Origin of the sequence: Phytopseudomonas dryadis (genome assembly GCF_004327355.1) — a bacterium.
Lineage (GTDB): Bacteria > Pseudomonadota > Gammaproteobacteria > Pseudomonadales > Pseudomonadaceae > Aquipseudomonas > Aquipseudomonas dryadis.
The window spans coordinates 1-25,197 of the sequence record NZ_QJUM01000040.1 but is presented as its reverse complement, the minus strand read 5'-3'; the positions used below and the strand labels follow the sequence as shown (position 1 = coordinate 25,197).

The 25,197-nt window shown below is 66.1% G+C and carries 22 protein-coding genes and 2 pseudogenes; 12 read left to right on the top strand and 12 right to left on the bottom strand.

All coding sequences use genetic code 11. The annotated features are described in order from the left end of the window. Positions 1 to 34 precede the first annotated feature (34 nt). Together DNK34_RS23635 and DNK34_RS26020 are read left to right on the top strand one after the other, a co-directional pair. On the top strand, positions 35 to 937 hold the full coding sequence (locus tag DNK34_RS23635; RefSeq protein ID WP_131177723.1) for a DMT family transporter: 903 nt from the start codon (positions 35 to 37) through the stop codon (positions 935 to 937). Beyond that, positions 934 to 1,131, top strand: a pseudogene (locus tag DNK34_RS26020) (MFS transporter); the annotation flags it as partial. The gene DNK34_RS23635 and the pseudogene DNK34_RS26020, both read left to right, overlap by 4 nt. A gap of 122 nt (positions 1,132 to 1,253) precedes the next feature. On the opposite strand, the gene mnmH reads toward DNK34_RS26020, so the two are convergent. Together mnmH and selD are read right to left on the bottom strand one after the other, a co-directional pair. Continuing rightward, positions 1,254 to 2,348: a tRNA 2-selenouridine(34) synthase MnmH gene (mnmH, locus tag DNK34_RS23625; protein WP_131177722.1), complete on the bottom strand. Its 1,095-nt coding sequence runs from the start codon at positions 2,346 to 2,348 to the stop codon at positions 1,254 to 1,256. Beyond that, a complete protein-coding gene (gene selD, locus DNK34_RS23620) occupies positions 2,348 to 3,382 on the bottom strand; it encodes a selenide, water dikinase SelD (RefSeq protein ID WP_131177721.1) in 1,035 nt (344 codons plus the stop codon). Before selD ends, mnmH begins: the two co-directional genes overlap by 1 nt. A gap of 159 nt (positions 3,383 to 3,541) precedes the next feature. Here selD and DNK34_RS23615 point away from each other — a divergent pair, with 159 nt between their 5' ends. From DNK34_RS23615 to phnE, 4 genes are read left to right on the top strand one after another with little or no spacing between them, the layout of a single operon-like run. After that, a complete protein-coding gene (locus DNK34_RS23615; protein ID WP_131177720.1) occupies positions 3,542 to 4,393 on the top strand; it encodes a putative selenate ABC transporter substrate-binding protein in 852 nt (283 codons plus the stop codon). Continuing rightward, complete coding sequence (locus tag DNK34_RS23610) at positions 4,390 to 5,187, top strand: phosphonate ABC transporter ATP-binding protein (RefSeq protein WP_131177719.1); 798 nt, start codon at positions 4,390 to 4,392, stop codon at positions 5,185 to 5,187. The genes DNK34_RS23615 and DNK34_RS23610 overlap by 4 nt, the downstream gene beginning before the upstream one ends. After that, positions 5,181 to 6,008, top strand: coding sequence for a PhnE/PtxC family ABC transporter permease (locus tag DNK34_RS23605; RefSeq protein ID WP_131177718.1), 828 nt, complete (start codon positions 5,181 to 5,183; stop codon positions 6,006 to 6,008). Before DNK34_RS23610 ends, DNK34_RS23605 begins: the two co-directional genes overlap by 7 nt. After that, positions 6,005 to 6,772 carry a phosphonate ABC transporter, permease protein PhnE gene (gene phnE / locus DNK34_RS23600; RefSeq protein ID WP_131177717.1) on the top strand — a complete coding sequence of 256 codons (768 nt, stop codon included), beginning with the start codon at positions 6,005 to 6,007 and terminating at the stop codon, positions 6,770 to 6,772. Before DNK34_RS23605 ends, phnE begins: the two co-directional genes overlap by 4 nt. A gap of 72 nt (positions 6,773 to 6,844) precedes the next feature. On the opposite strand, the pseudogene DNK34_RS25810 reads toward phnE, so the two are convergent. From DNK34_RS25810 to fadD2, 3 genes and pseudogenes are all read right to left on the bottom strand, one after another. Continuing rightward, positions 6,845 to 7,111, bottom strand: a pseudogene (locus DNK34_RS25810) (efflux transporter outer membrane subunit); the annotation flags it as partial. Positions 7,112 to 7,192: 81 nt separating this feature from the next. Then, positions 7,193 to 8,881 carry a long-chain-fatty-acid--CoA ligase FadD1 gene (fadD1, locus tag DNK34_RS23595; RefSeq protein WP_131177716.1) on the bottom strand — a complete coding sequence of 563 codons (1,689 nt, stop codon included), beginning with the start codon at positions 8,879 to 8,881 and terminating at the stop codon, positions 7,193 to 7,195. Positions 8,882 to 9,170: 289 nt separating this feature from the next. Beyond that, on the bottom strand, positions 9,171 to 10,853 hold the full coding sequence (gene fadD2 / locus DNK34_RS23590; RefSeq protein ID WP_131177715.1) for a long-chain-fatty-acid--CoA ligase FadD2: 1,683 nt from the start codon (positions 10,851 to 10,853) through the stop codon (positions 9,171 to 9,173). A gap of 199 nt (positions 10,854 to 11,052) precedes the next feature. On the opposite strand from fadD2, the gene DNK34_RS23585 reads away from it, so the two are divergent. From DNK34_RS23585 to codA, 5 genes are all read left to right on the top strand, one after another. Further along, positions 11,053 to 12,015, top strand: a complete 963-nt coding sequence (locus tag DNK34_RS23585) for an alpha/beta hydrolase (RefSeq protein WP_131177714.1) — start codon at positions 11,053 to 11,055, stop codon at positions 12,013 to 12,015. Beyond that, the gene (locus DNK34_RS23580) at positions 12,012 to 12,482 is read left to right on the top strand and encodes a MaoC family dehydratase (protein WP_131177713.1); all 471 of its coding nucleotides are present in this window, start codon (positions 12,012 to 12,014) and stop codon (positions 12,480 to 12,482) included. Before DNK34_RS23585 ends, DNK34_RS23580 begins: the two co-directional genes overlap by 4 nt. 350 nt (positions 12,483 to 12,832) lie before the next feature. Continuing rightward, the gene (gene codB / locus DNK34_RS23575; protein WP_131177712.1) at positions 12,833 to 14,095 is read left to right on the top strand and encodes a cytosine permease; all 1,263 of its coding nucleotides are present in this window, start codon (positions 12,833 to 12,835) and stop codon (positions 14,093 to 14,095) included. Beyond that, positions 14,092 to 15,336, top strand: a complete 1,245-nt coding sequence (locus DNK34_RS23570; RefSeq protein WP_131177711.1) for a PucR family transcriptional regulator — start codon at positions 14,092 to 14,094, stop codon at positions 15,334 to 15,336. The genes codB and DNK34_RS23570 overlap by 4 nt, the downstream gene beginning before the upstream one ends. Beyond that, on the top strand, positions 15,333 to 16,568 hold the full coding sequence (gene codA / locus DNK34_RS23565) for a cytosine deaminase (RefSeq protein WP_131177710.1): 1,236 nt from the start codon (positions 15,333 to 15,335) through the stop codon (positions 16,566 to 16,568). The genes DNK34_RS23570 and codA overlap by 4 nt, the downstream gene beginning before the upstream one ends. A gap of 216 nt (positions 16,569 to 16,784) precedes the next feature. On the opposite strand, the gene DNK34_RS23560 is transcribed toward codA, so the two are convergent. The 7 genes from DNK34_RS23560 to DNK34_RS23540 all read right to left on the bottom strand — a co-directional run bounded on the left by DNK34_RS23560 (position 16,785) and on the right by DNK34_RS23540 (position 21,715). Then, positions 16,785 to 17,642, bottom strand: a complete 858-nt coding sequence (locus DNK34_RS23560) for an efflux RND transporter periplasmic adaptor subunit (protein ID WP_131177709.1) — start codon at positions 17,640 to 17,642, stop codon at positions 16,785 to 16,787. 59 nt (positions 17,643 to 17,701) lie between these two features. Further along, positions 17,702 to 17,908, bottom strand: a complete 207-nt coding sequence (locus DNK34_RS23555; protein ID WP_131177708.1) for a DUF1656 domain-containing protein — start codon at positions 17,906 to 17,908, stop codon at positions 17,702 to 17,704. Beyond that, complete coding sequence (locus DNK34_RS23550) at positions 17,895 to 19,883, bottom strand: FUSC family protein (RefSeq protein ID WP_131177707.1); 1,989 nt, start codon at positions 19,881 to 19,883, stop codon at positions 17,895 to 17,897. Before DNK34_RS23550 ends, DNK34_RS23555 begins: the two co-directional genes overlap by 14 nt. A gap of 385 nt (positions 19,884 to 20,268) precedes the next feature. Continuing rightward, a complete protein-coding gene (gene ccoM, locus DNK34_RS25900; RefSeq protein WP_278248891.1) occupies positions 20,269 to 20,376 on the bottom strand; it encodes a cytochrome c oxidase subunit CcoM in 108 nt (35 codons plus the stop codon). A gap of 252 nt (positions 20,377 to 20,628) precedes the next feature. Beyond that, on the bottom strand, positions 20,629 to 20,778 hold the full coding sequence (locus DNK34_RS25520; protein WP_165496932.1) for a hypothetical protein: 150 nt from the start codon (positions 20,776 to 20,778) through the stop codon (positions 20,629 to 20,631). An 8-nt stretch (positions 20,779 to 20,786) separates the two neighbouring features. Continuing rightward, positions 20,787 to 21,383, bottom strand: coding sequence for an alpha-ketoglutarate-dependent dioxygenase AlkB family protein (locus DNK34_RS23545; protein WP_131177737.1), 597 nt, complete (start codon positions 21,381 to 21,383; stop codon positions 20,787 to 20,789). Between the two features lie 35 nt (positions 21,384 to 21,418). Next, the gene (locus tag DNK34_RS23540; protein WP_131177706.1) at positions 21,419 to 21,715 is read right to left on the bottom strand and encodes an aspartate-semialdehyde dehydrogenase; all 297 of its coding nucleotides are present in this window, start codon (positions 21,713 to 21,715) and stop codon (positions 21,419 to 21,421) included. 162 nt (positions 21,716 to 21,877) lie between these two features. On the opposite strand from DNK34_RS23540, the gene rapA reads away from it, so the two are divergent. Next, positions 21,878 to 24,721 carry an RNA polymerase-associated protein RapA gene (gene rapA / locus DNK34_RS23535; protein ID WP_131177705.1) on the top strand — a complete coding sequence of 948 codons (2,844 nt, stop codon included), beginning with the start codon at positions 21,878 to 21,880 and terminating at the stop codon, positions 24,719 to 24,721. The last annotated feature ends 476 nt before the right edge of the window (positions 24,722 to 25,197 follow it).

Genomic DNA, 25,197 nt, shown 5'->3' with positions numbered 1-25,197 from the left:
GCCATCTTAGCGTATTCATCGGATGAGGCCAGCCATGTCACCTGCCAATTCACGCCCGCTCCTGGCGCTTCTGCTGTTGCTCGGCATCGGTGCCCTGATGGGGTTGACCAGCAATCTGGTGAAACTGGCTGCCAGCACGGGCTGGTCACCCGTGGCCTATCTGCTGTGGAGCCTGCTCGGCGGCGGCCTGCTGTTGCTCCTGTTCACCCGCCTGCGTGGCGAGGCCCCGGGCCTGGCGCCTCGTCTGCAACGCTACTACCTGGTCTCCGGCCTGCTCAGCATCGCCCTGCCCAATGGCCTGTTGTTCAGCGCCATACCCCATGTCGGTGCCGGCTTCGCCTCCATGTGCCTGGCGTTTCCGCCGCTGATCACCTACCTCCTGGCCCTGGCCTTGCGCATGGAGCCGCTGAGCCGCGTGCGCCTGCTGGGCATCTGCATCGGCCTGGGCGGCAGCCTGCTGCTGGCGCTGGACAAGCTGCACAGCGGCGACAGCCCGTTGCCGTGGGTCATCGCCGCGCTGGCCGTGCCGCTGTTCCTGGCGCTGGGCAACATCTACCGCTCGCGCCGCTGGCCCGCGGGCGCCAGCCCGTTGTCGCTGGCACCGGGCATGCTGCTGGGCGGTGCCCTGCTCCTGCTGCCTCTGGCGCTATTCGACGTAAGGCTCAACCCTGACCTGGACAGCGGCATGGCGATCGCCCTGCTGCTGGTGCAAATGGCGTTGTTCGCCATCGTCTACGCCCTGTATTTCGTGCTGCAGAAACTGGCTGGCGCGGTGTTCCTCAGCCAGATCGGCTCGGTGGCGGCGATGCTCGGTGCGGCCATGGCCATCGGCCTGCTGGACGAGCGCGGCAGCCTGGCGATGCTGCTGGCGGCGCTGTGCATCGTCGGCGGCGTGCTGCTGGTCGCCTGGCGTGGCGCGCAGGAGAACACGCGATGAAACATCAGCCCCTGCTGTTGGTCGCCATCGTTCTGCTCGGCCTCAACCTGCGCCCGGTGCTGGCGGCGGTCGGCCCGCTGCTCGACCGCATCCAGCTCGACACCGGCCTGGGTCATGTCGGCGCCAGCCTGCTAACCAGCCTGCCTATCGTGATCATGGGCCTTGGCGCCCTGGCTGCCGGTGTGTTGCGCCAGTACACCGATGACCTGCGGCTGAGCTGGCTGGCCATGGCCGTGGCCACCCTGGCGCTGATGGCCATGGCCGCGCGTTTCAAGCCGGGCAGCGGGCACTTTCACACGCGAACCGGCTGATGCCCTCAGGCGCGGCGCTCACGCAGGTAGGCGATGACCGCCGCTTCATCGCCGGCGAACTCGATTCGCTCGGCCTTGCTGTCGCGCTGATAGGCGTACATCGGGTCGTAGTACTCACGCAGCAGACCTTCGATCCAACCACGGTGCAGCTCTACCGTACCGCTGCGCCGCTGCTCGTCCAGGGCAGCCTGCATGATGGCCAGCAGGCGCTGATGGCGCTCACCGCCCAGGCGTTTGTGGATATTGTTCAGGCTCTGCAGCAGCCGCTCGGCGAACAGTCCGAAGCCGCTGTCTTCACCCTGCACGCCGATGAACTCGGCGCACAGATTGACCACGTAGTCGCGCAGGATCCGTTCGACACGGTTGTCGAAACTGTCCTCCAGCCAGACCAGCGGATAGCGCTGCATACCCTGGTACAGCGCCAGCGGCACGTTGCAGCTACCGACGATACGCCCCTCGTCTTCCACCACGAACTGCTCGATGCCCGCCGCGCGCTTCCTGAGCAGGTCGATGGCCAGGGCATTCTCGAAGTCGATCTGTGCCGGCTGGCCGGTGGCGCGCTTGCCAAAGCTGGAGCCGCGATGATTGGCATGGCCTTCCAGATCCAGCGCATTGGGCAGTTGCGCCAGCACATCGGTCTTGCCGGTACCGGTCATGCCGCCGACGACCACGAACCGACACTGCGCCACCGCCTGTTCGAGGGTCTCCAGCAGGAAGGTGCGCATGGCCTTGTAGCCACCGACCACCCGCGGGTAGTCGATGCCGGCTTCCTTGAGCCATTGCTGGACGATCTGCGAACGCAACCCGCCGCGGAAGCAGTACAGATAGCCCTGGGGATTGGCCTCGGCGAAGGCCACCCAGGCTTCGACCCGTTGCGCCTTGGTCTGGCCGCCGACCAGTTGGTGGCCCAGCTCGATGGCGGCTGCCTGGCCGTGCTGCTTGTAGCAGGTGCCGACTTTCTGCCGCTCCAGGTCGTTCATCAGCGGCAAGTTGACGACGCCAGGGAAGGCACCTTTGACGAACTCCACCGGTGCACGGGTATCCATCATCGGTACATCGGTGAGAAACAGCTCGCGGTAGTTGTGGGCGTCGTCGCGCATCAGAACACCTCTACCGCGTGACGCTGTCGTTCGACCAGCACACCGATGGGCGCCAGTTCCAGCCCCAGTTCGGCGGCGAGCGCAAGGAACTCGGCCTCGCCCTGCTCGCTGACGGCGATCAACAGACCGCCGCTGGTCTGCGGATCACAGAGCAGGTCGCGCTGCTCGTCACTGAGCGCCTCGATGCGCTCGCCGTAGCTGTCGAAATTGCGCAGCGTGCCACCCGGTACGCAACCCTCGGCGAGGTAGTGCTCGACGCCCGGCAGGCGCGGCACGGCGGCATAGTCCAGGCGCGCGCTGAGCCGCGCGCCGTCGGCCATTTCCACCAGGTGCCCGAGCAGGCCAAAGCCGGTGACGTCGGTCATCGCCGTGACCCCACCGAGTTTGCCGAAGCGGCTGCCCGGCTTGTTCAGGGTGCACATCCAGTCACGGGCCAGGCCGACGTCTTCGGCACGCAGCCTGGCTTTTTTCTCAGCGGTGGTGAGAATGCCGATACCCAGCGGCTTGGTCAGGTACAGCGTGTCGCCGACCTGGGCGGTGTCATTGCGTTTCATGTGTTTCTTCTGCACCACGCCGGTTACCGCCAGGCCGAAGATCGGCTCCGGCGCGTCGATGGAATGCCCGCCGGCCAGCGGAATACCGGCGGCATCGCAAACTGCGCGGCCACCGCGGATCACCTCGCGTGCGACTTCCGGCGGCAACAGATTGACCGGCCAGCCGAGAATGGCGATGGCCATCAGCGGGTCGCCGCCCATGGCGTAGATGTCGCTGATCGCATTGGTGGCGGCGATGCGACCGAAGTCGAAGGGGTCGTCGACGATGGGCATGAAGAAGTCGGTGGTCGAGACCACGCCGCGCTCCTCGTCGAGGGCATACACGGCGGCATCGTCCCGGGAGGCATTGCCCACCCAGAGATTCGGGTCGAGATTCTGTGCGCCGCTGCCTGCGAGGATTACCTCCAGCACCTTGGGGGAAATCTTGCAGCCGCAACCGGCACCATGGCTGTACTGGGTCAGGCGGATCGGCTCACTCATGGCAACGCTCTCGGCAACTGGGAAACAGGGCGCGGATTCTAGCAAAGCTGGTCTTTCTCGCGGCGCCTCCTATAATCGCCGCGCTCTCTAACGAATCCTTTGCAGCGCCTGTCCTGGCGCTGCTATCCGTTTTTTCCGCTATTGAACCGGAGAACTCCCATGCTCAAGCGCACCCTGACGCTCGCCGCCGGCCTCGCCCTGTCGGTTTCCGCCCTGACTGCCCACGCCGCCGAAACCCTGCGCGTATCGGCCATTCCCGACGAGGCGCCGACCGAACTGCTGCGCAAGTTCAAGCCGCTGGGTGCCTACCTGGAGCAGCAATTGGGCATGAAGGTCGAGTTCGTCCCGGTGGCGGACTACCCGGCAGTGGTCGAGGCGCTGGCCACCGATCGCCTCGACATGGCCTGGCTGGGCGGTTTCACCTTCGTGCAAGTGCATCTGAAGACGGGCAACGCCATTCCCCTGGTGCAGCGCGAACAGGATGCCGAGTTCACCAGCACGTTCATCACCGCCGACCCGAACGTGAAGTCGCTGGCCGACCTGAAGGGCAAGACCTTCGCCTTCGGCTCGGTGTCGTCTACCTCGGGCAGCCTGATGCCGCGCTACTTCATGCTGCAGGACGGTATCAAGCCGGAAACCTTCTTCAGCCGCGTGGCCTACTCCGGTGCCCATGACGCCACCGCCGCCTGGGTGCAGGCTGGCAAGGTCGATGCCGGCGTGCTCAACGCCAGCGTATGGGACAAGCTGGTCAACACCGGCAAGGTCGATACCGGCAAGGTCAAGGTGTTCGCCACCACACCGACTTACTTCGATTACAACTGGACGGTACGCGGCACCCTCAACCCGGCGCTGGCCGAGAAGATCAAGCAGGCCTTCCTGACCCTCGACCCGGCCAATCCGGAGCACAAGGCGATCCTCGATCTGCAGGCGGCGAGCCGCTTCATCGACACCAAACCCGAGAACTACAAGGGCATCGAAGAGGCTGCCCGTGCTGCCGACCTGCTGAAATGACCCTGCGCCTGTCCGGCATCGGCCTCAGGCACGGCAACGGCGTTCAGGCACTCGAGGATCTGCACCTGAGCATCGCTCGCGGCGAGCGGGTGGCGATCATCGGCCCGTCCGGCGCCGGCAAGTCGAGCCTGCTCAATCTGCTGGCCACGGCGCTGGCACCGAGCACGGGCGAGCTTGAGGTGCTTGGTGAAAGCCCCTGGCAACTGTCGAGCCGCCGACGGCAGCGGCTGCGCGCGCGCATCGGCCTGATTCATCAGGCGCCGCCGCTGCCTGCGCGGCAGCGGGTGATCACTGCGGTGCTGGCCGGCAAGCTCGGCCAGTGGGGCCTGGGCAAGAGCCTGCTGAACCTGCTGCACCCACTGGACATTCCCGGCGCACGCGCCGAGCTGGCGAAGCTGGATCTGGCCGACAAGCTGTTCGCCCGCTGCGGCCAGCTGTCTGGCGGTCAGTTGCAACGGGTCGGCATTGCCCGGGCCCTGTATCAGGCGCCAGAGCTGCTGCTCGCCGACGAACCGGTCTCGGCGATGGATCCGCGCCTGGCCGAGCACACGCTGTCGCTACTCTGCCGCCATGCAGAGGCCAATCAGGTGACCTTGGTCGCCAGCCTGCATACGGTGGAACTTGCCCTGGCGCATTTCCCGCGCATCATCGGCATCCGCGATGGGCAGGTCGTCTTCGACCTGAACGCCAGCGAAGTCGACCGGCAGCGCCTGGATGCCTTGTATGCCAACGAGCAACTGAGCCCGGCACCCCACAGCGAGGCGTCCGCCAGCCTTTGGGCACCGCGATGCTGAGAAGCGACCGGCGCGATCCCGCGGCCGCTCCACGTCTGCTCCTGAGCCTGCTGGCCCTTGCCCTACTATGGCCGGGTATCCGGCTGGCCGAGCTGGATCTGACGGTACTGCTGCAGCCGGACAGCAGCCAGTCGATGGGCAGCTTCCTCAAGGACTTCTGGCCGCCGGCTCAGGATGCCGACTTCCTTGCCCTGCTGCTGGAAGCCACCCTGCAGACCCTGGCCATCGCCACTGCGGGCATGGCCCTGGCTCTGCTGCTGGCGGTGCCGGCAAGCCTGCTGGCCAGCCGCGCGCTGTCCTTGTCGGCGGCGTCCCGCGGCGGGCGCCCCAGCCTGCTCGGTCAATGTCTGCGCTGGCCGGTGCGCGGGTTGCTGATCATCCTGCGCAGCGTGCCGGAAATCGTCTGGGCACTGCTGTTCGTGCGTGCCGTCGGCCTCGGCCCTACCGCGGGCGTGCTGGCCATCGCCATCACCTACGCGGGGATGCTCGGCAAGGTCTATGCGGAAATCTTCGAATCGGTGGATCAACGTCCGGTGCATGCCCTGCTGCAATCGGGCAGCGGACGCCTGGCGGCATTCGCCTACGGTGTATTGCCCAATGCGGCGGCGGAACTGACCTCTTACACGGTGTACCGCTGGGAATGTGCGGTACGCGCCTCGGTGGTGATGGGTTTCGTCGGCGCAGGCGGCCTGGGCCAACAGATCGACCTGTCCATGCGCATGTTCGCCGGTGCCGAGGTAGCGAGCATGTTGCTGACCTTCCTGGTGCTGGTGCTACTGGCCGACCAGCTCAGCCGCCTGCTGCGCGGGAGGTTCGCATGAAGCGCCTAGGTAACGGGTTACTGGTGCTGGCCATCACCGCCGCGGTGATCGGCTCATTCATTTACCTCGGCCTGGATCTGCTCAGCCTGGTCAGCGGTGACAGCCTCGGGCAGATGGGCAGCTACGCGCTGCGCTTCATGAGCCCGGATTTCAGCAGCGAGCACCTGCAGGCCACTGCTCGGGGCGCCATGGAAACCCTGGCCATGTCGGCGCTGGGCACCCTGCTCGCCGCCGTACTGGGCCTGTTCCTCGCCCTGCCCGCGGCTGGTCGCCTGGGCTGGCCGCTGCAAAGCGTCACCCGCTTGCTGCTCAACGCCCTGCGCGCCATCCCCGAGCTGGTCTGGGCGGTGCTGATGGTACTGGCCGCCGGCCTCGGCCCCAACGCAGGCACCCTGGCCCTGGCACTGCACACCGCCGGAGTGCTTGGCCGGCTGTTCGCCGAAGCGCTGGAAAACACACCACAGGAGCCGGCCGCGGCCATTCGCCTGCAGGGTGGCGGGGCGTGGATGGCCTTCTGTTACGGCACCCTGCCCTCCCTGTGGCCACAGCTGCTGGCCTACACCCTCTATCGCTGGGAAAACAATATCCGCATGGCGGCGATCATGGGCTTCGTCGGTGCAGGCGGGTTGGGCCAGATGCTGTACGTGAGCCTCAGCCTGTTTCAGGAAGCCCAGGCCAGCACGGTAATCCTTGCCATGTTGCTGCTGGTGCTCGCGGTGGATGCCTTCAGCGGCTGGACGCGGCAGCGCTGGGTGCGCAATTAATCCCGGACAGGCTTCGCCTGCTGGCGAGAAGATCAAACGGCACATCGCGCCTCCGTCAGGGCTCGATCGACCCTGCCAGCCGCCACCTAACGCCTGATACAACCCCACCAGCGCCAGAGAAGTTGCCTGGCTGCTGTCCACCAGTTCCTCCTCATTGACCAGCAAGGCGCGCTGCACCGATAGCACGTTGAGGTAGTCCACCGTGCCCTGGGCGTATTGCTGCTCTTCACAGCTTTGCGCCACGGCCTCTTGCAGATGATCGTGACGGCGTTGCTGGGCCTGGTAGGCGGCCATGGCGTCGTCCACTTCATGCCAGGCGCCGAGTACGGTGCGCTGGTAAGCGCGTACCAACGAACCGCGGTACTGAAGTGCAATGAAAAAGCCCTGCAGTGCAGGGCCTCCGGTACAGCATGCGGCGGGCTATTTGTTGCCCAGCTTCTTCAACTCTTCGTCACGCAGCTCGCGGCGCAGGATCTTGCCGACATTGGTGGTCGGCAGGCTCTCGCGGAACTCGACCTGCTTGGGCCGCTTGTAGCCGGTGAGGTTGTCGTGCATGTGCGCCATGACCTGTTCCTTGGTCAGGGTCATGCCCGGCTTGACCACCACGAACACCTTGATCGCCTCGCCGGAACGCTCGTCCGGAACGCCGATGGCGGCGCACTGCAGCACCTCGGGCAGGGTCACCAGCACGTCTTCCAGCTCGTTGGGATAGACGTTGAAGCCGGACACCAGGATCATGTCCTTCTTGCGGTCGACGATGCGGATGTAGCCGTCTTCCTGGATCAGACCGATGTCACCGGACTTGAACCAGCCATCGGCATCGATGACTTCGTCGGTGGCTTCCTGACGCTGCCAGTAGCCCTTCATCACCTGCGGGCCCTTGATGCACAGTTCGCCGATCTCGCCCAGCGCCAGGTCATTGCCCTGGTCGTCGATCACCTTGAACAGGGTCGAGGGCACCGGGATGCCGATAGTGCCGATCTGGATGTTCTGGATCGGGTTGACCGAGGCCACCGGGCTGGTTTCGGTGAGCCCGTAGCCTTCGCAGATGGCGCAGCCGGTGACCTGCTTCCAGCGCTCGGCGGCCGCCAGTTGCAGGGCCATACCGCCGGACAGGGTGACCTTGAGCGCCGAGAAGTCGAGCTTCTGGAAGTCCTGGTTGTTGCTCAGGGCCACGAACAGGGTGTTGAGGCCGACGAAGGCGCTGAACTTGAACTTGGACAGATCCTTGACCATGGTCGGCAGGTCGCGCGGGTTGGTGATCAGCACGTTGTGGTTGCCGATCAGCATCATCGCCATGCAGTGAAAGGTGAAGGCGTAGATGTGGTACAGCGGCAGCGGCGCGACGATGATCTCGCTGCCCTCGTTGAGATTGGAGCCCATCAGGGCCTTGCACTGCAGCATGTTGGCGATCAGGTTGCGATGGGTCAGCATCGCGCCCTTGGCCACGCCGGTGGTGCCGCCGGTGTACTGCAGCACGGCGATGTCTTCATGATCCGGGCTGGCTTCGCTGACGGCGCGCCCCTGCCCCTGGCTCAGGGCGGCGGTGAGCTTGATCGCGTGCGGCAGGTTGTAGGCCGGCACCATCTTCTTCACGTACTTGACCACGGCGTTGACCAGCAGGCGCTTGAACGGCGAGAGCAGGTCGCCGACCTCGGTCACCACCACGGTCTTGACCCCGGTCTTGGGCACCACCTGCTCGGCCAGGTGGGCCATGTTGGCCAGGCATACCAGCGCCTTGGCGCCGGAGTCGTTGAACTGGTGTTCCATTTCCCGGGCGGTGTACAGGGGGTTGGTGTTGACCACCACCAGGCCGGCACGCAGGGCGCCGAACACCACCACCGGGTATTGCAGAACGTTGGGCAGTTGTACGGCGATACGGTCGCCGGGTTGCAGATCGGTGTGCTGCTGCAGGTAGGCGGCGAAGGCGCCGGACAGCTCGTACAGCTCGCCGTAGGTGAGGGTCTTGCCCAGGTTGCTGAAGGCGGGCTTGTCGGCGAAGCGTTGGCAGGACTGTTTCAGTACCGCCTGGATGTTCGGGTACTGGTCGGGATCGATGTCGGCCGCGATCCCCACGGGATACTTGTCCTTCCAGAAGTTTTCGGTCATGGAAGCCCACTCCTAAGCAACAGCTTGATCTTCACCGCGAATGCGGTTGTTTGTTGTATGTTTGCCTGCATGTCGCCTTATGGATGGCGAAAAGCGGGCCGAGAGTAGCAGAGTTACCGAATACCGGCCAGAGCCCGAACGGCCCACCAAGTATCGAAAGTGACCAGAAACATAAAATAGTCACAAAGCAAGCCAGGCTCCGAGCTAGCGACCGAAAGCACAGGCGCCACATGCAAGAAGCTTTCAGGTCGTAGGATGGGTTCTGGCTTGAAGCTTGCAGCTTGTAGCTCTAATCACGCAACTCACGCCGCAGGATCTTGCCCACCGGCGTCATCGGCAACGAGTCGCGAAAGACGATGTGCCGGGGCACCTTGTAGGCGGTGAAATTCTCCTTGCAGTAGGCCTTGAGTTCCTCGGCGCCGAGGTTGCTGTCGCGGGCGACCACGAACAGCTTGACCGCCTCGCCGGATTTGTCGTCCGGCACGCCGATGGCCGCGCAACTGGCGACCTTCGGGTGGGCCATGACCACGTCCTCGATCTCGTTGGGGTACACGTTGAAGCCGGAGACGATGATCATGTCCTTCTTGCGGTCGACGATGTGCACGAAGCCGTCCTCATCGATCAGCGCGATATCGCCCGACTTGAACCAGCCCTCGGCGTCCAGCACTTCGGCGGTCGCTTCCTCGCGCTTCCAGTAGCCCTTCATCACCTGCGGGCCCTTGATGCACAGCTCGCCGCGCTCGCCCAGCGGCAGCTCGTTGCCCTCGTCATCGATGATCTTGAACGCCGTGCCCGGCACCGGGATACCCACACTGCCCAGGCGCGCGCTCTCGCCATAGGGGTTGGCGCTGGCCACCGGCGAGGTCTCGGTCAGGCCATAGCCCTCCACCACCACGCAGCCGGTGATGGCCTGCCAGCGCTCGGCCGTGGCCTTGACCAGGGCGGTGCCCCCGGAGTTGGTGGCCTTGAAACTGGAAAAATCGAGGTGCTTGAAGCGCGGGTGATCCATCAGCGCGACGAACAGGGTGTTGAGCCCCAGCAGCGCGGTGAACTTCCACTTGCCCAGTTCCTTGACGAAGCCGGGAATGTCGCGGGGGTTGGTGATCAGCACGTTGTGATTGCCGTTGAGCATCATGCACATGCAGTTCGCGGTGAAGGCATAGATGTGGTACAGCGGCAACGGCGCGATCATGATCTCCTGGCCCTGCTTCATCAGCGGCGCGCCGTCGGGGCCGTGCTGCGACATGCAGGCGTCCACCTGCAGCATGTTGGCGATCAGGTTGCCATGGGTGAGCATCGCGCCCTTGGCCACGCCGGTGGTGCCGCCGGTGTACTGCAGCACGGCGATATCCCCCTGCCCGGCCGCGACCGGCCGCAGCGCATGCGCACGACCCTGGCTCAGCACCTGCTTGAACGGCAGCGCCTGGGGCAGGTGGTAGTCGGGCACCATCTTCTTGACCTTCTTCACCACGGTGTTGACCAGCCAGCCCTTGAGGGTCGGCAGCAGGTCGCCCATGCGCGCCTCGATCAGGTAGTCGATATCCGTGTCGGGCAGCACCTCCTGCACCCGCTTGCCGAACAGGTTCAGGTACACCAGCGCCCGCACCCCGGCATCCTGGAACTGATGGCGCATCTCGCGGGCGGTATACAGCGGGTTGGTGTTGACCACGACCAGTCCGGCGCGCAGGGCGCCGAACACGGCGATGGGATACTGCAGCACGTTGGGCATCTGCACGGCGATGCGCTCGCCGGGCTGCAGGTCGGTGTGCTGCTGCAGGTAGGCGGCGAAGGCGGCGGACAGGCGATCCAGCTCGGCATAGCTCAGCGTCACCCCCAGGTTGCTGAACGCCGGACGGTCGGCGAAGGTCTTGCACGAACGCTCGAACACTTCGACCACCGACCGGTAGGCGCCCATGTCGATGTCGTTGGGTACGCCGGCGGCGCGTTTGTCGTTCCAGAAATCAGGTTGCATTGTTGTTATCCTCTTCCCCTGAATGATCCGCCCTGCCAAGCGCAGACCAGAGGCCTGCCAAGGGCTCACCCGAACTTAGCAGCTCGCCGCGGGGGCGCAAACCGTTGGGCGGGTTCAATCAATACCGTGAATTTCAGCCACTGCGTTCCTCGGGGAAAGCTTCTACAATGCGCGCCATTCGCAGGCTCAAGGAATCGCCATGCTGCACCGAACGCTCTGGCTGGACAGCAGTGATGGCGTGCCCCTGTACGTCAATCACTGGTACGCCGAAGACGCCCCCAGAGCGGTGCTGATGGTGGCCCATGGCATGGCCGAGCACAGCGGCCGCTACGCGCGTCTGGGCGCTGCCCTGGTCGCCGCGGGCATGCAGCTGTATGCGCATGACCAGCGCGGCCACGGCCGCACGGCGGAACAGGGCACGCTCGGTCATTACGCCGACCATGACGGCTGGGAGCAGGTGGTCGACGACCTCGCCAGCCTCAACCACCATATCCGCCAGCAGCACCCGCGTACCCCGATCTTTCTGCTGGGCCACAGCATGGGCAGCTATATCGGCATGGCCTACCTGATGCGCCACAGCAGCAGCCTGCAAGGCGCCATCCTCTCGGGCTCCAACTACCAGCCGCTGGCGCTGTACCGCGTGGCGGCGCTGATCGCCCGCTTCGAACGCTGGCGACAGGGCGCCACGGGCCGCAGCGCACTGATCGAACGCCTCTCGTTCGGCGCCTTCAACAAGGCCTTCAGGCCCAACCGTACCGCGTTCGACTGGCTGAGCCGCGACCCGCTCGAGGTCGACCGTTACCTCGCTGACCCGCTGTGCGGTTTTCGCTGCAGCAACCAGCTGTGGCTCGATCTGCTCGGCGGCCTGCAGCACATCACCCCGCCACGCAACCTGGCGCAGATCGATCCCGAGCTGCCGATCCTGGTGATCGGCGGCGAGTGCGACCCGCTCAGCCAGGGCCGGCGCCTGCAGGACCTGGCCAACGCCCTCGGCCGCTCCGGGCACGCCCGCACCCTTCTGAAGATGTATCCCCAGGCCCGTCACGAGCTGCTCAACGAGCGCAACCGCGACGAGGTCACCCGCGACCTGATCGACTGGCTGGAGCAGGCCCTGCAGCAGCCCCGCCAGCGAACCCCACGACCCCAGGAACCTCACGCATGAGTCAAAGCAGCAACACGCCCTACGAAGCCCTAGAAGTCGGACAGACCGCCAGTTACAGCAGAACCGTGGAAGAACGCGACATCCAGCTGTTCGCCGCCGTCTCCGGCGATCACAACCCGGTGCACCTGGATGCCGGATACGCGGCTACCACCATGTTCAAGGAACGCATCGCCCACGGCATGTTCAGCGGTGCGCTGATCAGCGCCGCGGTGGCCTGCACCCTGCCCGGCCCCGGCACCATCTATGTCAGCCAGCAGATCAGCTTCAGAAAACCGGTCAAGCTGGGCGATACCCTCAGCGTGCGCCTGGAGATCCTGGAAAAGCTGCCGAAATTCCGCGTGCGCATCGCCACCCGCGTGTTCAACCAGCACGACGATCTGGTGGTCGACGGCGAGGCCGAAATCATCGCCCCGCGCAAGCAGCAGACCGTCGAGCTGACGACCCTGCCGGCGATCAGCATCGGCTGACCACAGCCGGGCCCGCCGGAGCGCCATCGGCAAGCTCGTAGCCTGGGTCAAGCGCGGCGATAGCCAGGTAACGCTTCCCCGGGTGTCGCTACGCTCGACCCGGGCTACCGGGCCGATACGGCGTCTCGCCCCTTGCGCCTGAGCCCCCATGCGGTGCAGGCGGGTGGGCAAGGCGCACCACGCTGGAACAAGACTGTTCCGATGGCACAATGAAAACCCCGTAGAATGCTCGATCGGCGTAATTTCTTGTGCATGGCGCACAACGCCATTTGTAACGCCCGCCACCTTCCTCGCTTTGGCACGTCGCCTGCTATGGACAGGGCTCCCTCCCACCCTGACAGAGCCCGGCCATGACGCAAGACAGCGACTATCCCTTGAGCGAGGTACCGGCAGGCGCCCGCAAAGGCCTGTTTTCCACCTCCATCATGTTGTTCTCCTTCACCTTCTTCACCGCCACCATGTTCGCCGGCGGCAAGATCGGCATGGCCTTCGACTTCACTACCCTGATCTGGGCGGCGATCATCGGCAACCTGCTGCTCGGTCTGTATGCCGCGGTGCTCGGCCTGATCGCCTGCCGCAGCGGCCTGAATTCGGTGCTGATGGGCCGCTTCTGCTTCGGCGAGGCCGGCAGCAAGCTGTCCGACGTGCTGCTGGGCTTCACCCAGATCGGCTGGTACGCCTGGGGTACGGCGACCATCGCCATCGTCCTGGTGAAGATTCTCGATCTGCCGGAGGCGCTGACCCTGCCGTTGATGGTGCTGTTCGGCTTCGCCTTCTGCATCACCGCCTTCATCGGTTACCAGGGCCTGGACATCCTCTCGCGCATCGCCGTGCCGGCCATGCTGGCGCTGCTGGTCAGCTCGCTGTGGATCGCCACCCGTGACATCGGCGGCCTGGACGCGCTGCTGGCCATCGAGCCGACCCAGAGCATGACCCTGAGCGTGGCCATCACCCTGGTCTTCGGCACCTTCGTCAGCGGCGCGACCCAGGCCACCAACTGGACGCGCTTCGCCCGTAGCGGACGCATCGCCATGCTCGCCAGCATGGTCGGCTTCTTCCTCGGCAACGGCCTGATGATCGTCGCCGGCGCCTATGGCGCCATCGTCTACCAGCAGCCGGACATGGTCGAAGTGCTGGTGCTGCAGGGCCTGTCGATGGCCGCCGTGGTGATGCTGTTCCTCAACCTGTGGACCACCCAGGACAACACCATCTACAACTTCGCCGCCGCCGGCTGCAACCTGCTGCGCACCGGCCGGCGCAAGAGCGTGACCCTGGTCGGCGCCGGCATCGGCACGCTGCTGGCCATCGGCGGCATGTACGAGTTGCTGATTCCGTTCCTGGTGCTGCTCGGCTCGATCATTCCGCCCATCGGCGGGGTGATCATGGCCGACTACTTCTACGGTCACCGGGGCCGCTACCCGCTGCTGCTCGAAGCCCGCCTGCCCGCCTTCAACTGGGTGGGCCTGGGCGCCTACGCCGCCGGCGCGCTGTGCGCCTACTTCTCGCCCTGGGTCGCGCCCCTGGTGGGCATCGCGGTATCGGTGCTGGTCTATATCGCCCTGTTCGAGGTGAGCAAGGCGCGCGCCGCACGCAAGCTGGTCGCCGACGCATGAACCTGAGCGTGGCCGACGTCCTCGCCCTGCCCGGCCTGCACAGCCTGCGCCTGCGCGCCGGGCGGGCGGCGCTGGGCAATCCGGTGCGCTGGCCCTATGTCGCGGAAAACGCCGATATCGCCGAGTGGGTGATGGGCGGCGAACTGGTGTTCGTCACCGGTATCAACCACCCGCGCGACGAGGCCAATCTGCTGCTCCTGGTGCGCCAGGCCCATGAGCGGGCCACCGCCGGCCTGGTGATCCTCACCGGCGCCGAATACATCCAGGCGATCCCCGACAGCGTGGTCGCCGAGGCCGAACGCCTTGGCGTGCCGCTGCTGGAGCAGCCCTATCAACTGAAAATGGTGGTGGTCACCCAGGCCATCGGCACCGCGCTGGTGCAGCAGCAGATGCTCGGCAGCTCGCGCCAGCACGTGCTCGAACAGTTGCTCGAGGGCGACTACCAGTCCCTGCAGGTGCTGCTCCAGCGTGCCGACAGCCTCGCCCTGCCGCTGGCGGTTCCGCGCCAGGTGGCGCTGTTCAAGCTGCAGGGCAGCGAACGGCTGTTCGCGGCCGATGCCGCGCCCAGTGGCGAACGCCTGCTGCAGGACAACCGCCAGCGCCTGCAATTGCGTGTGGAACAGTGCCTGCACGGCTTCGGCGACGCCCTGCCGCTGATCGGCCAGGGCGAGCACTGGATCGCCTTGCTGCCCTGCGCGGCCGCGGCCGATGAACAGCGCAACCGCCAGGCGCTGATGGACCTGCTCGCCGAACTCAATCCGCTGCTGGCGCCGCAGCGCCTGTTCCTCGGCCTGAGCAGCGCCGGCCACGGCCCGGCGCGCTTCGCCCAGGCCCTGGGCGAGGCGCGTCAGGCGCTGGTCGCCGCCCAGGCCTTTCCCGAGCGCCTGGGCCTGTGCGGTTTCAATGAGCTGGGGGTGATCGAGCTGCTCGCGGCGATTCGCGACCGCACCTTGCTCGACCGCTTCGTCGACGCCACCCTGGGTCCGCTGATCGGCGACGACTCGCGGCACGAGCCGGTGCTGATGCCGACCCTGGAAGCCTGGTTCTTCGACAACGCCAACCTGGCCCTGGCCGCCCAGCGCCTGGGCGTGCACCGCAATACCCTGAGCTACCGTATACAACGCATCGAAGCGTTGACCGGCTGCTCGTTCAACGATCCCCACGACCGCCTGAACATCAGCATCGCCCTGCTGATCCGCCGCCTGTCGTCACCCAGCCTGCCAAGGAGTAGTCAGCCATGAACATCGTCAACGCCCGCCTGCGCGGCCGCGAAGGCCTCCATCGCCTCGACCTGGACGGCCCGCGGATCGCCGCCATCGCCCCCCAGCCGGGTTCGGTCGCCGCCGCGGCGGACGACCTGGACGCCGCCGGCAACCTGGTGGTGCCGCCCTTCGTCGAACCGCACATCCACCTCGACGCCACCCTCACCGCCGGCGAGCCGGCCTGGAACATGAGCGGCACGCTGTTCGAGGGCATCGAGCGCTGGGCCGAACGCAAGGCCCTGGTCACCTTTGATGACACCAAGACGCGGGCGAAGAAGACCATCGACATGCTGGTCGACCATGGCATCCAGCACGTGCGCACCCACGTCGACGTCACCGACCCGACCCTGGCCGCGCTCAGGGCGATGGTCGAGGTGCGCGAGGAAACCCGCCAGCTGATCGACCTGCAGATCGTCGCCTTTCCCCAGGAAGGCATCGAGTCCTATGCCAATGGCCGCGCCCTGATGGAACAGGCCATCGAACTGGGCGCCGACGTGGTCGGCGGCATCCCGCATTTCGAGAACACCCGCGACCAGGGGGTCAGCTCGATCAAGTTCCTCATGGACCTGGCCGAACGCAACGGCTGCCTGGTCGACGTGCACTGCGACGAGACCGACGACCCGCAGTCGCGCTTTCTCGAAGTGCTGGCCGAAGAAGCCCGCGTGCGCGGCATGGGCGAGCGGGTCACCGCCAGCCACACCGTGGCCATGGGCTCCTACGACAACGCCTACTGCTCCAAGCTGTTCCGCCTGCTGAAGATATCGAAGATCAATTTCGTCTCCTGCCCCACCGAAAGCATTCACCTGCAAGGCCGTTTCGACACCTACCCGAAACGTCGCGGCCTGACCCGTGTCGCCGAGATCGACCGGGCCGGGATGAACGTCTGCTTCGGCCAGGACTCGATCGTCGACCCCTGGTACCCGCTGGGCAACGGCAACATCCTGCGCATCCTCGAAGCCGGCCTGCATATCTGCCACATGCTCGGCTACGCCGACCTGCAACGCAGCCTCGACCTGATCACCGACAACAGCGCCCGCACCCTCAACCTGGGCGAGCGCTACGGCCTGGAAGTGGGCCGCCCGGCCAATCTGCTGATCCTCTCGGCGCCTGACGATTACGAGATGATCCGCACCCAGGGCCATGCCCTGGTCTCCGTACGCCACGGTGAGGTGCTGATGCGCCGGACACCGGCGAGCGTGCAACGCGGCTGACTGTAGGAGGGGCCTCCGCGTCTTCGACGCAGCGCTGTCGCGCAGCAAACCGACCGTAGATGGGTCGGGCCGCGTAGGATGGGTGGCAACCCATCAATTTCCGATGGGTTGTCACCCATCCTACACGGCTGTGGGAGGGGCTTTAGCCGCGAAGCGCTCGATCAGGCGATTACAGGATCGCGGCTAAAGCCCCTCCCACCACTTCGGTCGTGTCCCCTACTGCTCCATCACCCGCACGCTGGCGGTCATGCCGGCGCTGAGCCGCACCTGTTCCGGCACCGACTGCAGCTTGATGCGCACCGGGATGCGCTGGGCCAGGCGCACCCAGTTGAAGGTCGGCTCGACATCGGCGAGCAATTGTCCATCCGGGCTGGCGTTGCGGTCGGTGATGCCGCGGCTGATGCTCTCCACTTCACCGGACAGCGGTTCGTCGCCGCTCATCAGCCATACCTGCACAGCCGCCCCGGGGCGCACCTGCGGCAGCTTGGTTTCTTCGAAATAGGCCTGCACGTAGAACGAGGCACTGTCGATCAACGCCATCACCGGCTCACCGGCACGCACGTAGTTACCCTGAGCCAGGCGCAGGTTGGTGACCTGGCCGTCGCGCGGCGCCCGGACCTCGCTGCGCGCCAGGTTGAGCTCGGCCACCTTGACCGCCGCCTGGGCCTCGCGCAATTCGCCACGAGCGATCTGCGCGTTGATCTGCGCGTTCTCGCGCAACTCGGCGCTGATCGCCTGCGGCCCCAGGTGGGCGCGCCGGTCGGCCTCGTGCTCGCGCAGGCTGAGCTGCTGCTGGCGGGTGTCGGCGACCGCCCGGGCCTGTTCGAGCGCGGCCTGGTAGCGCTCGCGGTCGATGCTCAGCAACAGGTCGCCGGCCTTGACCTCCTGGTTGTCGCGCACCTCGAGCGCCACCACCCAGCCGGACACGTCCGGGGCGATGGTGATCACATCGGCGCGCACCCGCGCGTCCCGCGTCCAGGGCGAATACAGGTAATGCTGCCAGATCCAGTGTCCTGCCAGCAGCGCCACGGCTACCAGCGCCAGGGTGACGCCGACGCGAATCGTCGCACGCATTGAACCATCTCCTCAGGAATTATCGACGCCAGCCTGCCGGTCGCTCCGGTCAGACCCGCTCAACCGCGTCCCAGCACGGCAATCACCGCCGCCAGCACGCAGACATACAGGGCACAGTCGAACAGCGCCTCGTGCCAGATCCAGCGCGCCGCGCCGACCCGCTGCAGGCCCATGCGCAACAGTCCGGTCAGCAGCAGCGCCAGCAAGGCGTAGATCAGCATCGGGCTGAGCAGCACCCCAGCCAGTGACCACTCACGCAGTCCCATGTCGTTCTCCTTGCAAGGCGCACCAGTGGCGCCAGCCACTTTGCAATTGCAGCAGCGCGGCCTGGGCCAGGCGCCGGTCGATACTGGGCGTGGCCGCGCGCAGCGCCAGCAGCAGCTCATCCACCGCCGCATCCAGGGCGGCGGCGCGGTGCGCTGCCGGGCCGCGCAACAGCACGCTCTCCAGGTGTCGCAGAAAGCGCTCCTCGGCCATGCCCAGCGGGACATCGGCGGCGGCCAGGCAGCCACGCAAGTGCACCAGCTCATCGCCCAGATCGAGGCTGGCGACACCGTCGTCCCAACGGCTGCGGGCCTGATCCGGCAACGCCGGGTAATGCCGCGCCAGTTGCAGCAGGCGGTCGGCCATACGTCCGCCGAACCAGTTGTCGGCGCTGCGCAGCGGTCGCCGTGTCAGACGCCCGAGATCCACCTGGATCGCCCTGAGCAGGCGCCGCCCATGCCACACCGGGTTGCGCAGGGTCACCAGATGGAACGCCAGCACGGCACAGGCCACGCCGAGCAGCATGGCCATGGCCTCGTTGATGAACAGAGCCACGTCATAGCGCATGACGTTCTGCGGTGCGCAGAGCACGATGAGATGCAGGCAGAAGGCGGTCGAGGTGGCGCCGAGCGCCGGCTTGGCCATGCCCAGGGCGCCGAAGAACAGGGGTACGCCGAGCACCAGGCAGAGCATGACGAAACCGCTCAGCTGCGGCAACAGCACCTGGCCGACGATAAAGGCCACCGGCAGGGCATAGAGGATGCCACGCAGGAACATCATGCCGATCTGCGGCGCCGTCTCCCGACTGGCGAACAGGCTGCAGACCACGGCGCCCAGCAGCAGCGCCCCGGACGCCGATGTCCAGGCGCTGGCCAGCCAGAATGCCGACAGCGCGAGAAAGGTCAGCGCACTGCGCGCACCGTATACCGCCGCACTCTGCCAGTCGCGGTGCCAGGACAGCGCCGCCGGCGCATCCAGCGGCGCAGCGCCCTGCTCCACCGCCAGCAAGGAAACGCGCGCGGTCTGCACGCGCAGCAGCAGCAACGCCAGGCGCTCCAGACAGAACTGCTGCACCGGCGCCCAGCCGGGTTGCAGGGCGACCTCGCGCAACTGCCCGGCCAGGGCTGGCAGCTCCTCGGATTCCGCATCGTCCAGGCGCTGGCGCACGTGTTGCAGCCAGGGCGCCAGCGCCTGGCGCTCGTCCTCGCGCAACTGCTGCCACTGGCGTGCCGCGCCGCGCGCCAGGCGCAACACCCCGAGCAGGTCACGGCTGAGCACACGCAGGGCCACCGCGCGCTGCCGGCCCCGGTTGCCTTCGAACCAGGCGTGCTCGCGCTGGGCATCCACGGCGACGATACGCCCCAGCACCTCGAGCAGCCCCTGGCGCGGCTGCGGCTCGCCGCTGAGCGCCTGGTTGGCGGTTTTCACCCCGGCCTGCCAGGCATCGCGCGCCTGCCGGCTAAGCTGGCGCTCCACCCGCTGCGGCCAGAGCAGCGCGCTGACCAGCGTGGCGCAGACGATCCCCAGGGAAATTTCCGTACAGCGGGCGATGGCCTCCTCGAACACCAGCAAGGGGTTGTGCAGAATCGGCAAGGCGATGATCGCCACCGTATAGCCGGCCAGCACGAACGCATAGGACCAGGCACTGCGCAACATGGTCGAGGCCGCGGTGCACAGCCCCAGCCACAGCGCCATGGCGCCGATGAACAGCCAGGGCGCCTGGGCGAACAAGCCCATGAAAAGCACCGCCATGCAGGTGCCGACCAGGGTGCCGAGCAGGCGCGCCAGGCCCTTCTGCACCACCATGCCGGACAGCGGCTGAGCGACGATGAAGGCCGTCATCAGCGCCCACTGCGGCTGTTCCAGGCCGAAACGCATGGCGCACCAAAGCGCCAGACCGCCGCCGAGCAGGGTCTTGATGGCGAACTGAAGGGCTTGCGGGCTGGGCGCGAGAAACGCCAGCAAAGCATCACGCACGGTGCTTACCTGAGGCTGGGCTGATATGAAAATAGCTGGAAGGAAGCGGATTCGCCTCCTGTGCAGGAAGGTAATTATTAGCTAGCTAACTATGTCCTGTCCAGCGCATGCCGCCATCGGCGCCGGCCGATCAGGCGTGGACAGCCCCGCAGGCAGCGGCAACTGCAAGATCCCTTTCGCGCAGACGAAAAAAAGGGCGACCGAAGTCGCCCAAATGCCTTGCGTGCTCGTTGAATCCGGAACTCGGCGCGGCCCGTCCTTATGCCCTCCCCTTCGGGCCGTCGCCAGACGACGTTAGACATGACTCCCGGCCATTTTTTGTGGCCTGCCATCCCTGGCGGCCACCCTGCGGGCCGTCGCCAGCGACGTCAAAAATGACTCCCGGTCATTTTTTGTGCGCGTCCTTCCAGATGAAATAGCCAACCCCTGTGCAGAACGCGACCACCAGGCCAACGGTGCCGACTCCGGCGAGAACCACCCCATCGATGAACATGACCGCCTCCTGCATCCGCTGCTCGGGTATGGCGTTACGTTAGCAACGCAGCGCCAGGCGCAATTGATCCAGGTCAAGAGCCGCACGTCGCCTGGGCGCAGCGGCTGCAGGACACTGATCCAGGTCAACGGAAAGTGGCTGGAGTGGGCAGAAACAAGGCCGGCATCCACGAATGGGATGCCGGGAAAGAAGGTGCTCGGGGCCGCGGCGCGACAGCCTGCCGCGGGCAGGCCATGGGGCCCCCGGTGTCGGTCACCGCTTCTTTGGCTTGCCCTTGGACTTCTTCTTGGCCTTGGCCAAGGGCATCGCCTGCTCGAAGGCCTGGCGCATTTCCTCGAGCTTCTTGTCGCGCAGGTCATGGATGCGCTTGTCGCGCTCGGCGTTGAAATCGATCAGTTTCACATCGTTGCTCATAGCGGCGACCGGATCAGACGAAAAGTGAGGTTCAGGCGTGGCGCGCAGTGGCTGCGCGTCTTCGCCACCTGGTGCTGCCAATGATGCTGCGTCTGCCCGGCCATGACCAGTAGCGAGCCATGCTCCAGTGGCAGGGAATGTTCGATGCGCTGCTGCCCCTTGCGACGCAGGTCGAAGCGTCGGGTTGCGCCCAGACTCAAGGACACCACCAGCGGATCGGCCCCCAGCTCGGGCTCGTCGTCGCTGTGCCAGCCCATGGAGTCCTGGCCGTTGCGGTAGCAGTTGAGCAGCGCGCCATTGAGCGGCTGGCCCACGGCCTCCACCAGCCGCCGGCGGATCTCGGCCAGCAGCGGCGTCCAGGGCAACGGTTGATGGGTCATGCCGGAGTAGCGATAACGGATTCCGGCATCGCCATACCAGGCCAGCAACCGCGGTACCGGGTGGCGGCGACCGTAGAGAACCACCTCGGGCCGTTGCCAGAGGGTTTCGTCGAGCAGACGCCGTAGCCAGTCGTCGGCGGTGGCAGCGTCGAGCCAATGACGCTGGTAGCTCAACTCGGCACCGGGCAAGCGTGGCGCGGGATCGTCGAACAGAGCGCCCTGCAGGGCGCGTCCGGGGCTGGCGGGGTTCACACTTCGACATCCACCCACAGCCCCTGGCGGGGCAGTTCCTCGAGCGCCGGCTCGTCGTCCTCCGCCACGTCGCCCTCGGCCAGCTCGGCCGGGGTGTAGCCACGCCGCTGACGGCGCCGTTGCTCCTCGCGCAGGCGTTCCTCGATGTCCTGCGGATGGCGCTTGTCCAGGCTCACCCCACTCTCCTGAGCAGTCTCCGACACCGGCGTGACCGGGGGAACGTCGGGCCGGGGCTTGATCACGTCCTGCTGGGCGGTGACCGGAACCAGGCTGTGGGGGATGGGTGGCAACATGGTTGCGTTCTCCTTTCGAGTCTTGTCGGCCTCGAAACAAGCGACTTTAACTACACTTTCGACCGGACATCCATCACTAAGTGCCGAATGGGATACCGATGTGCCTTTGGCTGAGCCCGGCGTTCCGTTACCATAGCCGGCTTTTTCATACGGGAGACAGGCATGGCGGAGTATCAACCGGGGCAACGCTGGATCAGCGACAGCGAAGCGGAACTGGGCTTGGGAACCATCCTCATGCAGGACGGCCGCATGCTCACCGTGCTCTACCCGGCAACCGGCGAAACCCGCCAGTACGCGACCCGCAATGCGCCCCTGACCCGCGTGCGCTTTTCCCCCGGCGACGAGATCACCCATTTCGAGGGCTGGAAGCTGACCGTGCAGGAAGTCGACGATGTCGACGGCCTGCTGGTCTACCACGGCCTCGACGCGCAGCACCGGAGCGTCACCCTGCCGGAAACCCAGCTGTCGAACTTCATCCAGTTCCGCCTGGCCAGCGACCGCCTGTTCGCCGGCCAGATCGATCCGCTGCCCTGGTTCGCCCTGCGCTACCACACCCTGGAATTCACCAGCCGCCAGTTGCAATCCTCGCTGTGGGGCCTGGGCGGTGTGCGTGCGCAACCCATCGCCCACCAGTTGCACATCGCCCGTGAAGTGGCTGACCGCATCGCACCGCGCGTGCTGCTGGCCGACGAAGTGGGCCTGGGCAAGACCATCGAAGCGGGCCTGGTGATCCACCGCCAGTTGCTCACCGGCCGCGCCAGCCGCGTGCTCATCCTGGTGCCGGAGAACCTGCAGCACCAATGGCTGGTGGAAATGCGCCGGCGCTTCAACCTGGAAGTGGCGCTGTTCGACGCCGAACGCTTCCTCGAGAGCGACGCCAGCAACCCCTTCGAGGACGCGCAGCTGGCGCTGGTCGCCCTGGAATGGCTGTGCGACGACGAGAAGGCCCAGGACGCGCTGTTCGCCGCCGGCTGGGATCTGTTGGTGGTCGACGAAGCCCACCACCTGGTCTGGCACCCGGAAAAGGCCAGCCGCGAGTACAGCCTGGTCGAACAGCTGGCCGAAGTCATTCCCGGCGTGCTGCTGCTCACCGCGACCCCCGAACAACTCGGCCAGGACAGCCACTTCGCCCGCCTGCGCCTGCTCGACCCCAACCGCTTCCACGACCTGCAGGCGTTCCGCGCCGAAAGCGCCAACTACAAGCCCATCGCCGAAGCCGTGCAGGAGCTGCTGGATCAGGGCCGGCTGTCGCCCCAGGCGTACCAGACCATCCACGACTTCCTCGGTGCCGAAGGCGAGGCGCTGCTCGCCGCGGTCGCCGATGGCGACATCGAAGCCAGCGCCCGCCTGACCCGCGAACTGCTCGACCGTCACGGCACCGGCCGCCTGCTGTTCCGCAACACCCGCGCCGCCGTCCAGGGCTTCCCCGAACGCGAGTTGCACGCCTATCCGCTGCCGAGCCCGGACGAGTACCTGGAGCTGCCCCTGGGCGAGCATGCCGACCTGTACCCCGAGGTCAGCTACCAGGCGCAGCCGGAGATCGAGGAAGAACAGCGCTGGTGGCGCTTCGACCCACGGGTCGAATGGCTGATCGACACCCTGAAGATGCTCAAGAAGTTCAAGGTGCTGGTCATCTGCGCCCACGCCGAAACCGCCATGGACCTGGAAGACGCCCTGCGCGTGCGTTCCGGCATCCCGGCCACGGTGTTCCACGAAGGCATGAGCATCCTCGAGCGCGACCGTGCCGCGGCCTACTTCGCCGATGAGGAGTTCGGCGCCCAGGTGCTGATCTGTTCCGAGATCGGCAGCGAGGGGCGCAACTTCCAGTTCGCCCATCACCTGGTGCTGTTCGACCTGCCGGCGCACCCGGATCTGCTCGAGCAGCGCATCGGCCGCCTCGACCGCATCGGCCAGAAGCACCGCATTCAACTGCACGTGCCGTACCTGGAGAACAGCCCCCAGGAACGCCTGTTCCAGTGGTACCACCAGGCGCTCAACGCCTTCCTCGCCACCTGCCCGACCGGCAACGCCCTGCAGCAGCAGTTCGGCAGCCGCCTGCTGCCGATGCTGGAAAACGCCGACGACGGCCAGTGGCAGACCCTGGTCGACGAGGCCACCGCCGAGCGCCAGCGCCTGGAAAGCGAGCTGCACGCCGGCCGCGACCGCCTGCTGGAACTCAATTCCGGCGGCGCCGGTGAAGGCGAGGCCCTGGTGGAAGCGATCCTCGAGCAGGACGATCAATTCGCCCTGCCGATCTACATGGAGCAGTTGTTCGACGCCTTCGGCATCGACAGCGAGGATCACTCGGACAACGCGCTGATCCTGCGTCCCAGCGAGAAGATGCTCGACGCCAGCTTCCCCCTCGGCGACGACGAGGGCGTGACCATCACCTACGACCGCAACCTGGCCCTGGCCCGCGAGGACATGCAGTTCCTCACCTGGGAACATCCCATGGTGCAGGGCGGCATGGACCTGGTGCGTTCGGGCTCCATGGGCAACACCTCGGTGGCGCTGATCAAGAACAAGGCGCTCAAGCCCGGCACCGTGCTGCTGGAACTGCTCTACGTCAGCGAAGTGGTGGCGCCGCGCAACCTGCAGCTGGGCCGCTACCTGCCGCCGGCGGCGCTGCGCTGCCTGCTCGACGGCAATGGCAACGACCTGGCCTCCAAGGTTTCCTTCGAAACCCTCAACGATCAGCTGGAAAGCGTGCCGCGCGCCAGCGCCAACAAGTTCGTCCAGGCCCAGCGCGACAGCCTCAACCCGCAGATCAGCGCCGGCGAAGCCAAGATCATGCCGCGCCATGTCGAGCGGGTGAACGAAGCCAAGCGCCGCCTGGCCGCCGAGACCGACGAGGAACTGGCCCGCCTGACCGCCCTGCAGGCGGTCAACCCCAGCGTACGCGACAGCGAACTGGAGGCCCTGCGCCAGCAGCGCGAACAGGGCCTGGCGATGCTCGACAAGGCGGCCCTGCGCCTGGAAGCCATTCGCGTGCTGGTCGCCGGCTAAACTCTCCCGCCCGCTCTCTGCAGGACGTAGGGTGGACAACGCTCTTTTTGTCCACCATTGCGATCGCGGAGTGGTGGACGGGTGAAGCGTCGTCCACCCTACGGCTTCTGGCTTGAAGCTTATGGCCGCTCCTAAACCATCTGCAAATGCGCCTTGCGCGTCGGCGCCGGATAGGTGCTGTCGATCGCCTGCAGATCGGCGGCGCTCAGTTCGTAGGGTGGATGACGCTTTTTTCATCCACCATTGCGATCATAGAGCGGTGGACGGATCGGGCCGCGCAGGCAAGCGTCATCCACCCTTGTATCTCGACTACAGCCTTTTAACGAGGCTATGGTTCCCGACTGATCCACGGGGGAGGAGCTGCAAGCCGTGTCCACCCTTAAGCCTTGAGCTTGCAACGTAGATTGCGCTGCGCCCTCCACACTCATCCGCTAAGTCCGAACGGTATCCAGAGCTTCGAGCTCGCATCAGCAAGG

Coding starts and splice junctions, on each gene's coding strand:
- DNK34_RS23635 (WP_131177723.1), top strand. CDS start 35: ATGTCACCTGCCAATTCACGCCCGCTCCTGGCGCTTCTGCTGTTGCTC.
- mnmH (WP_131177722.1), bottom strand. CDS start 2,348: ATGCGCGACGACGCCCACAACTACCGCGAGCTGTTTCTCACCGATGTA.
- selD (WP_131177721.1), bottom strand. CDS start 3,382: ATGAGTGAGCCGATCCGCCTGACCCAGTACAGCCATGGTGCCGGTTGC.
- DNK34_RS23615 (WP_131177720.1), top strand. CDS start 3,542: ATGCTCAAGCGCACCCTGACGCTCGCCGCCGGCCTCGCCCTGTCGGTT.
- DNK34_RS23610 (WP_131177719.1), top strand. CDS start 4,390: ATGACCCTGCGCCTGTCCGGCATCGGCCTCAGGCACGGCAACGGCGTT.
- DNK34_RS23605 (WP_131177718.1), top strand. CDS start 5,181: ATGCTGAGAAGCGACCGGCGCGATCCCGCGGCCGCTCCACGTCTGCTC.
- phnE (WP_131177717.1), top strand. CDS start 6,005: ATGAAGCGCCTAGGTAACGGGTTACTGGTGCTGGCCATCACCGCCGCG.
- fadD1 (WP_131177716.1), bottom strand. CDS start 8,881: ATGACCGAAAACTTCTGGAAGGACAAGTATCCCGTGGGGATCGCGGCC.
- fadD2 (WP_131177715.1), bottom strand. CDS start 10,853: ATGCAACCTGATTTCTGGAACGACAAACGCGCCGCCGGCGTACCCAAC.
- DNK34_RS23585 (WP_131177714.1), top strand. CDS start 11,053: ATGCTGCACCGAACGCTCTGGCTGGACAGCAGTGATGGCGTGCCCCTG.
- DNK34_RS23580 (WP_131177713.1), top strand. CDS start 12,012: ATGAGTCAAAGCAGCAACACGCCCTACGAAGCCCTAGAAGTCGGACAG.
- codB (WP_131177712.1), top strand. CDS start 12,833: ATGACGCAAGACAGCGACTATCCCTTGAGCGAGGTACCGGCAGGCGCC.
- DNK34_RS23570 (WP_131177711.1), top strand. CDS start 14,092: ATGAACCTGAGCGTGGCCGACGTCCTCGCCCTGCCCGGCCTGCACAGC.
- codA (WP_131177710.1), top strand. CDS start 15,333: ATGAACATCGTCAACGCCCGCCTGCGCGGCCGCGAAGGCCTCCATCGC.
- DNK34_RS23560 (WP_131177709.1), bottom strand. CDS start 17,642: ATGCGTGCGACGATTCGCGTCGGCGTCACCCTGGCGCTGGTAGCCGTG.
- DNK34_RS23555 (WP_131177708.1), bottom strand. CDS start 17,908: ATGGGACTGCGTGAGTGGTCACTGGCTGGGGTGCTGCTCAGCCCGATG.
- ccoM (WP_278248891.1), bottom strand. CDS start 20,376: ATGTTCATCGATGGGGTGGTTCTCGCCGGAGTCGGCACCGTTGGCCTG.
- DNK34_RS23540 (WP_131177706.1), bottom strand. CDS start 21,715: ATGTTGCCACCCATCCCCCACAGCCTGGTTCCGGTCACCGCCCAGCAG.
- rapA (WP_131177705.1), top strand. CDS start 21,878: ATGGCGGAGTATCAACCGGGGCAACGCTGGATCAGCGACAGCGAAGCG.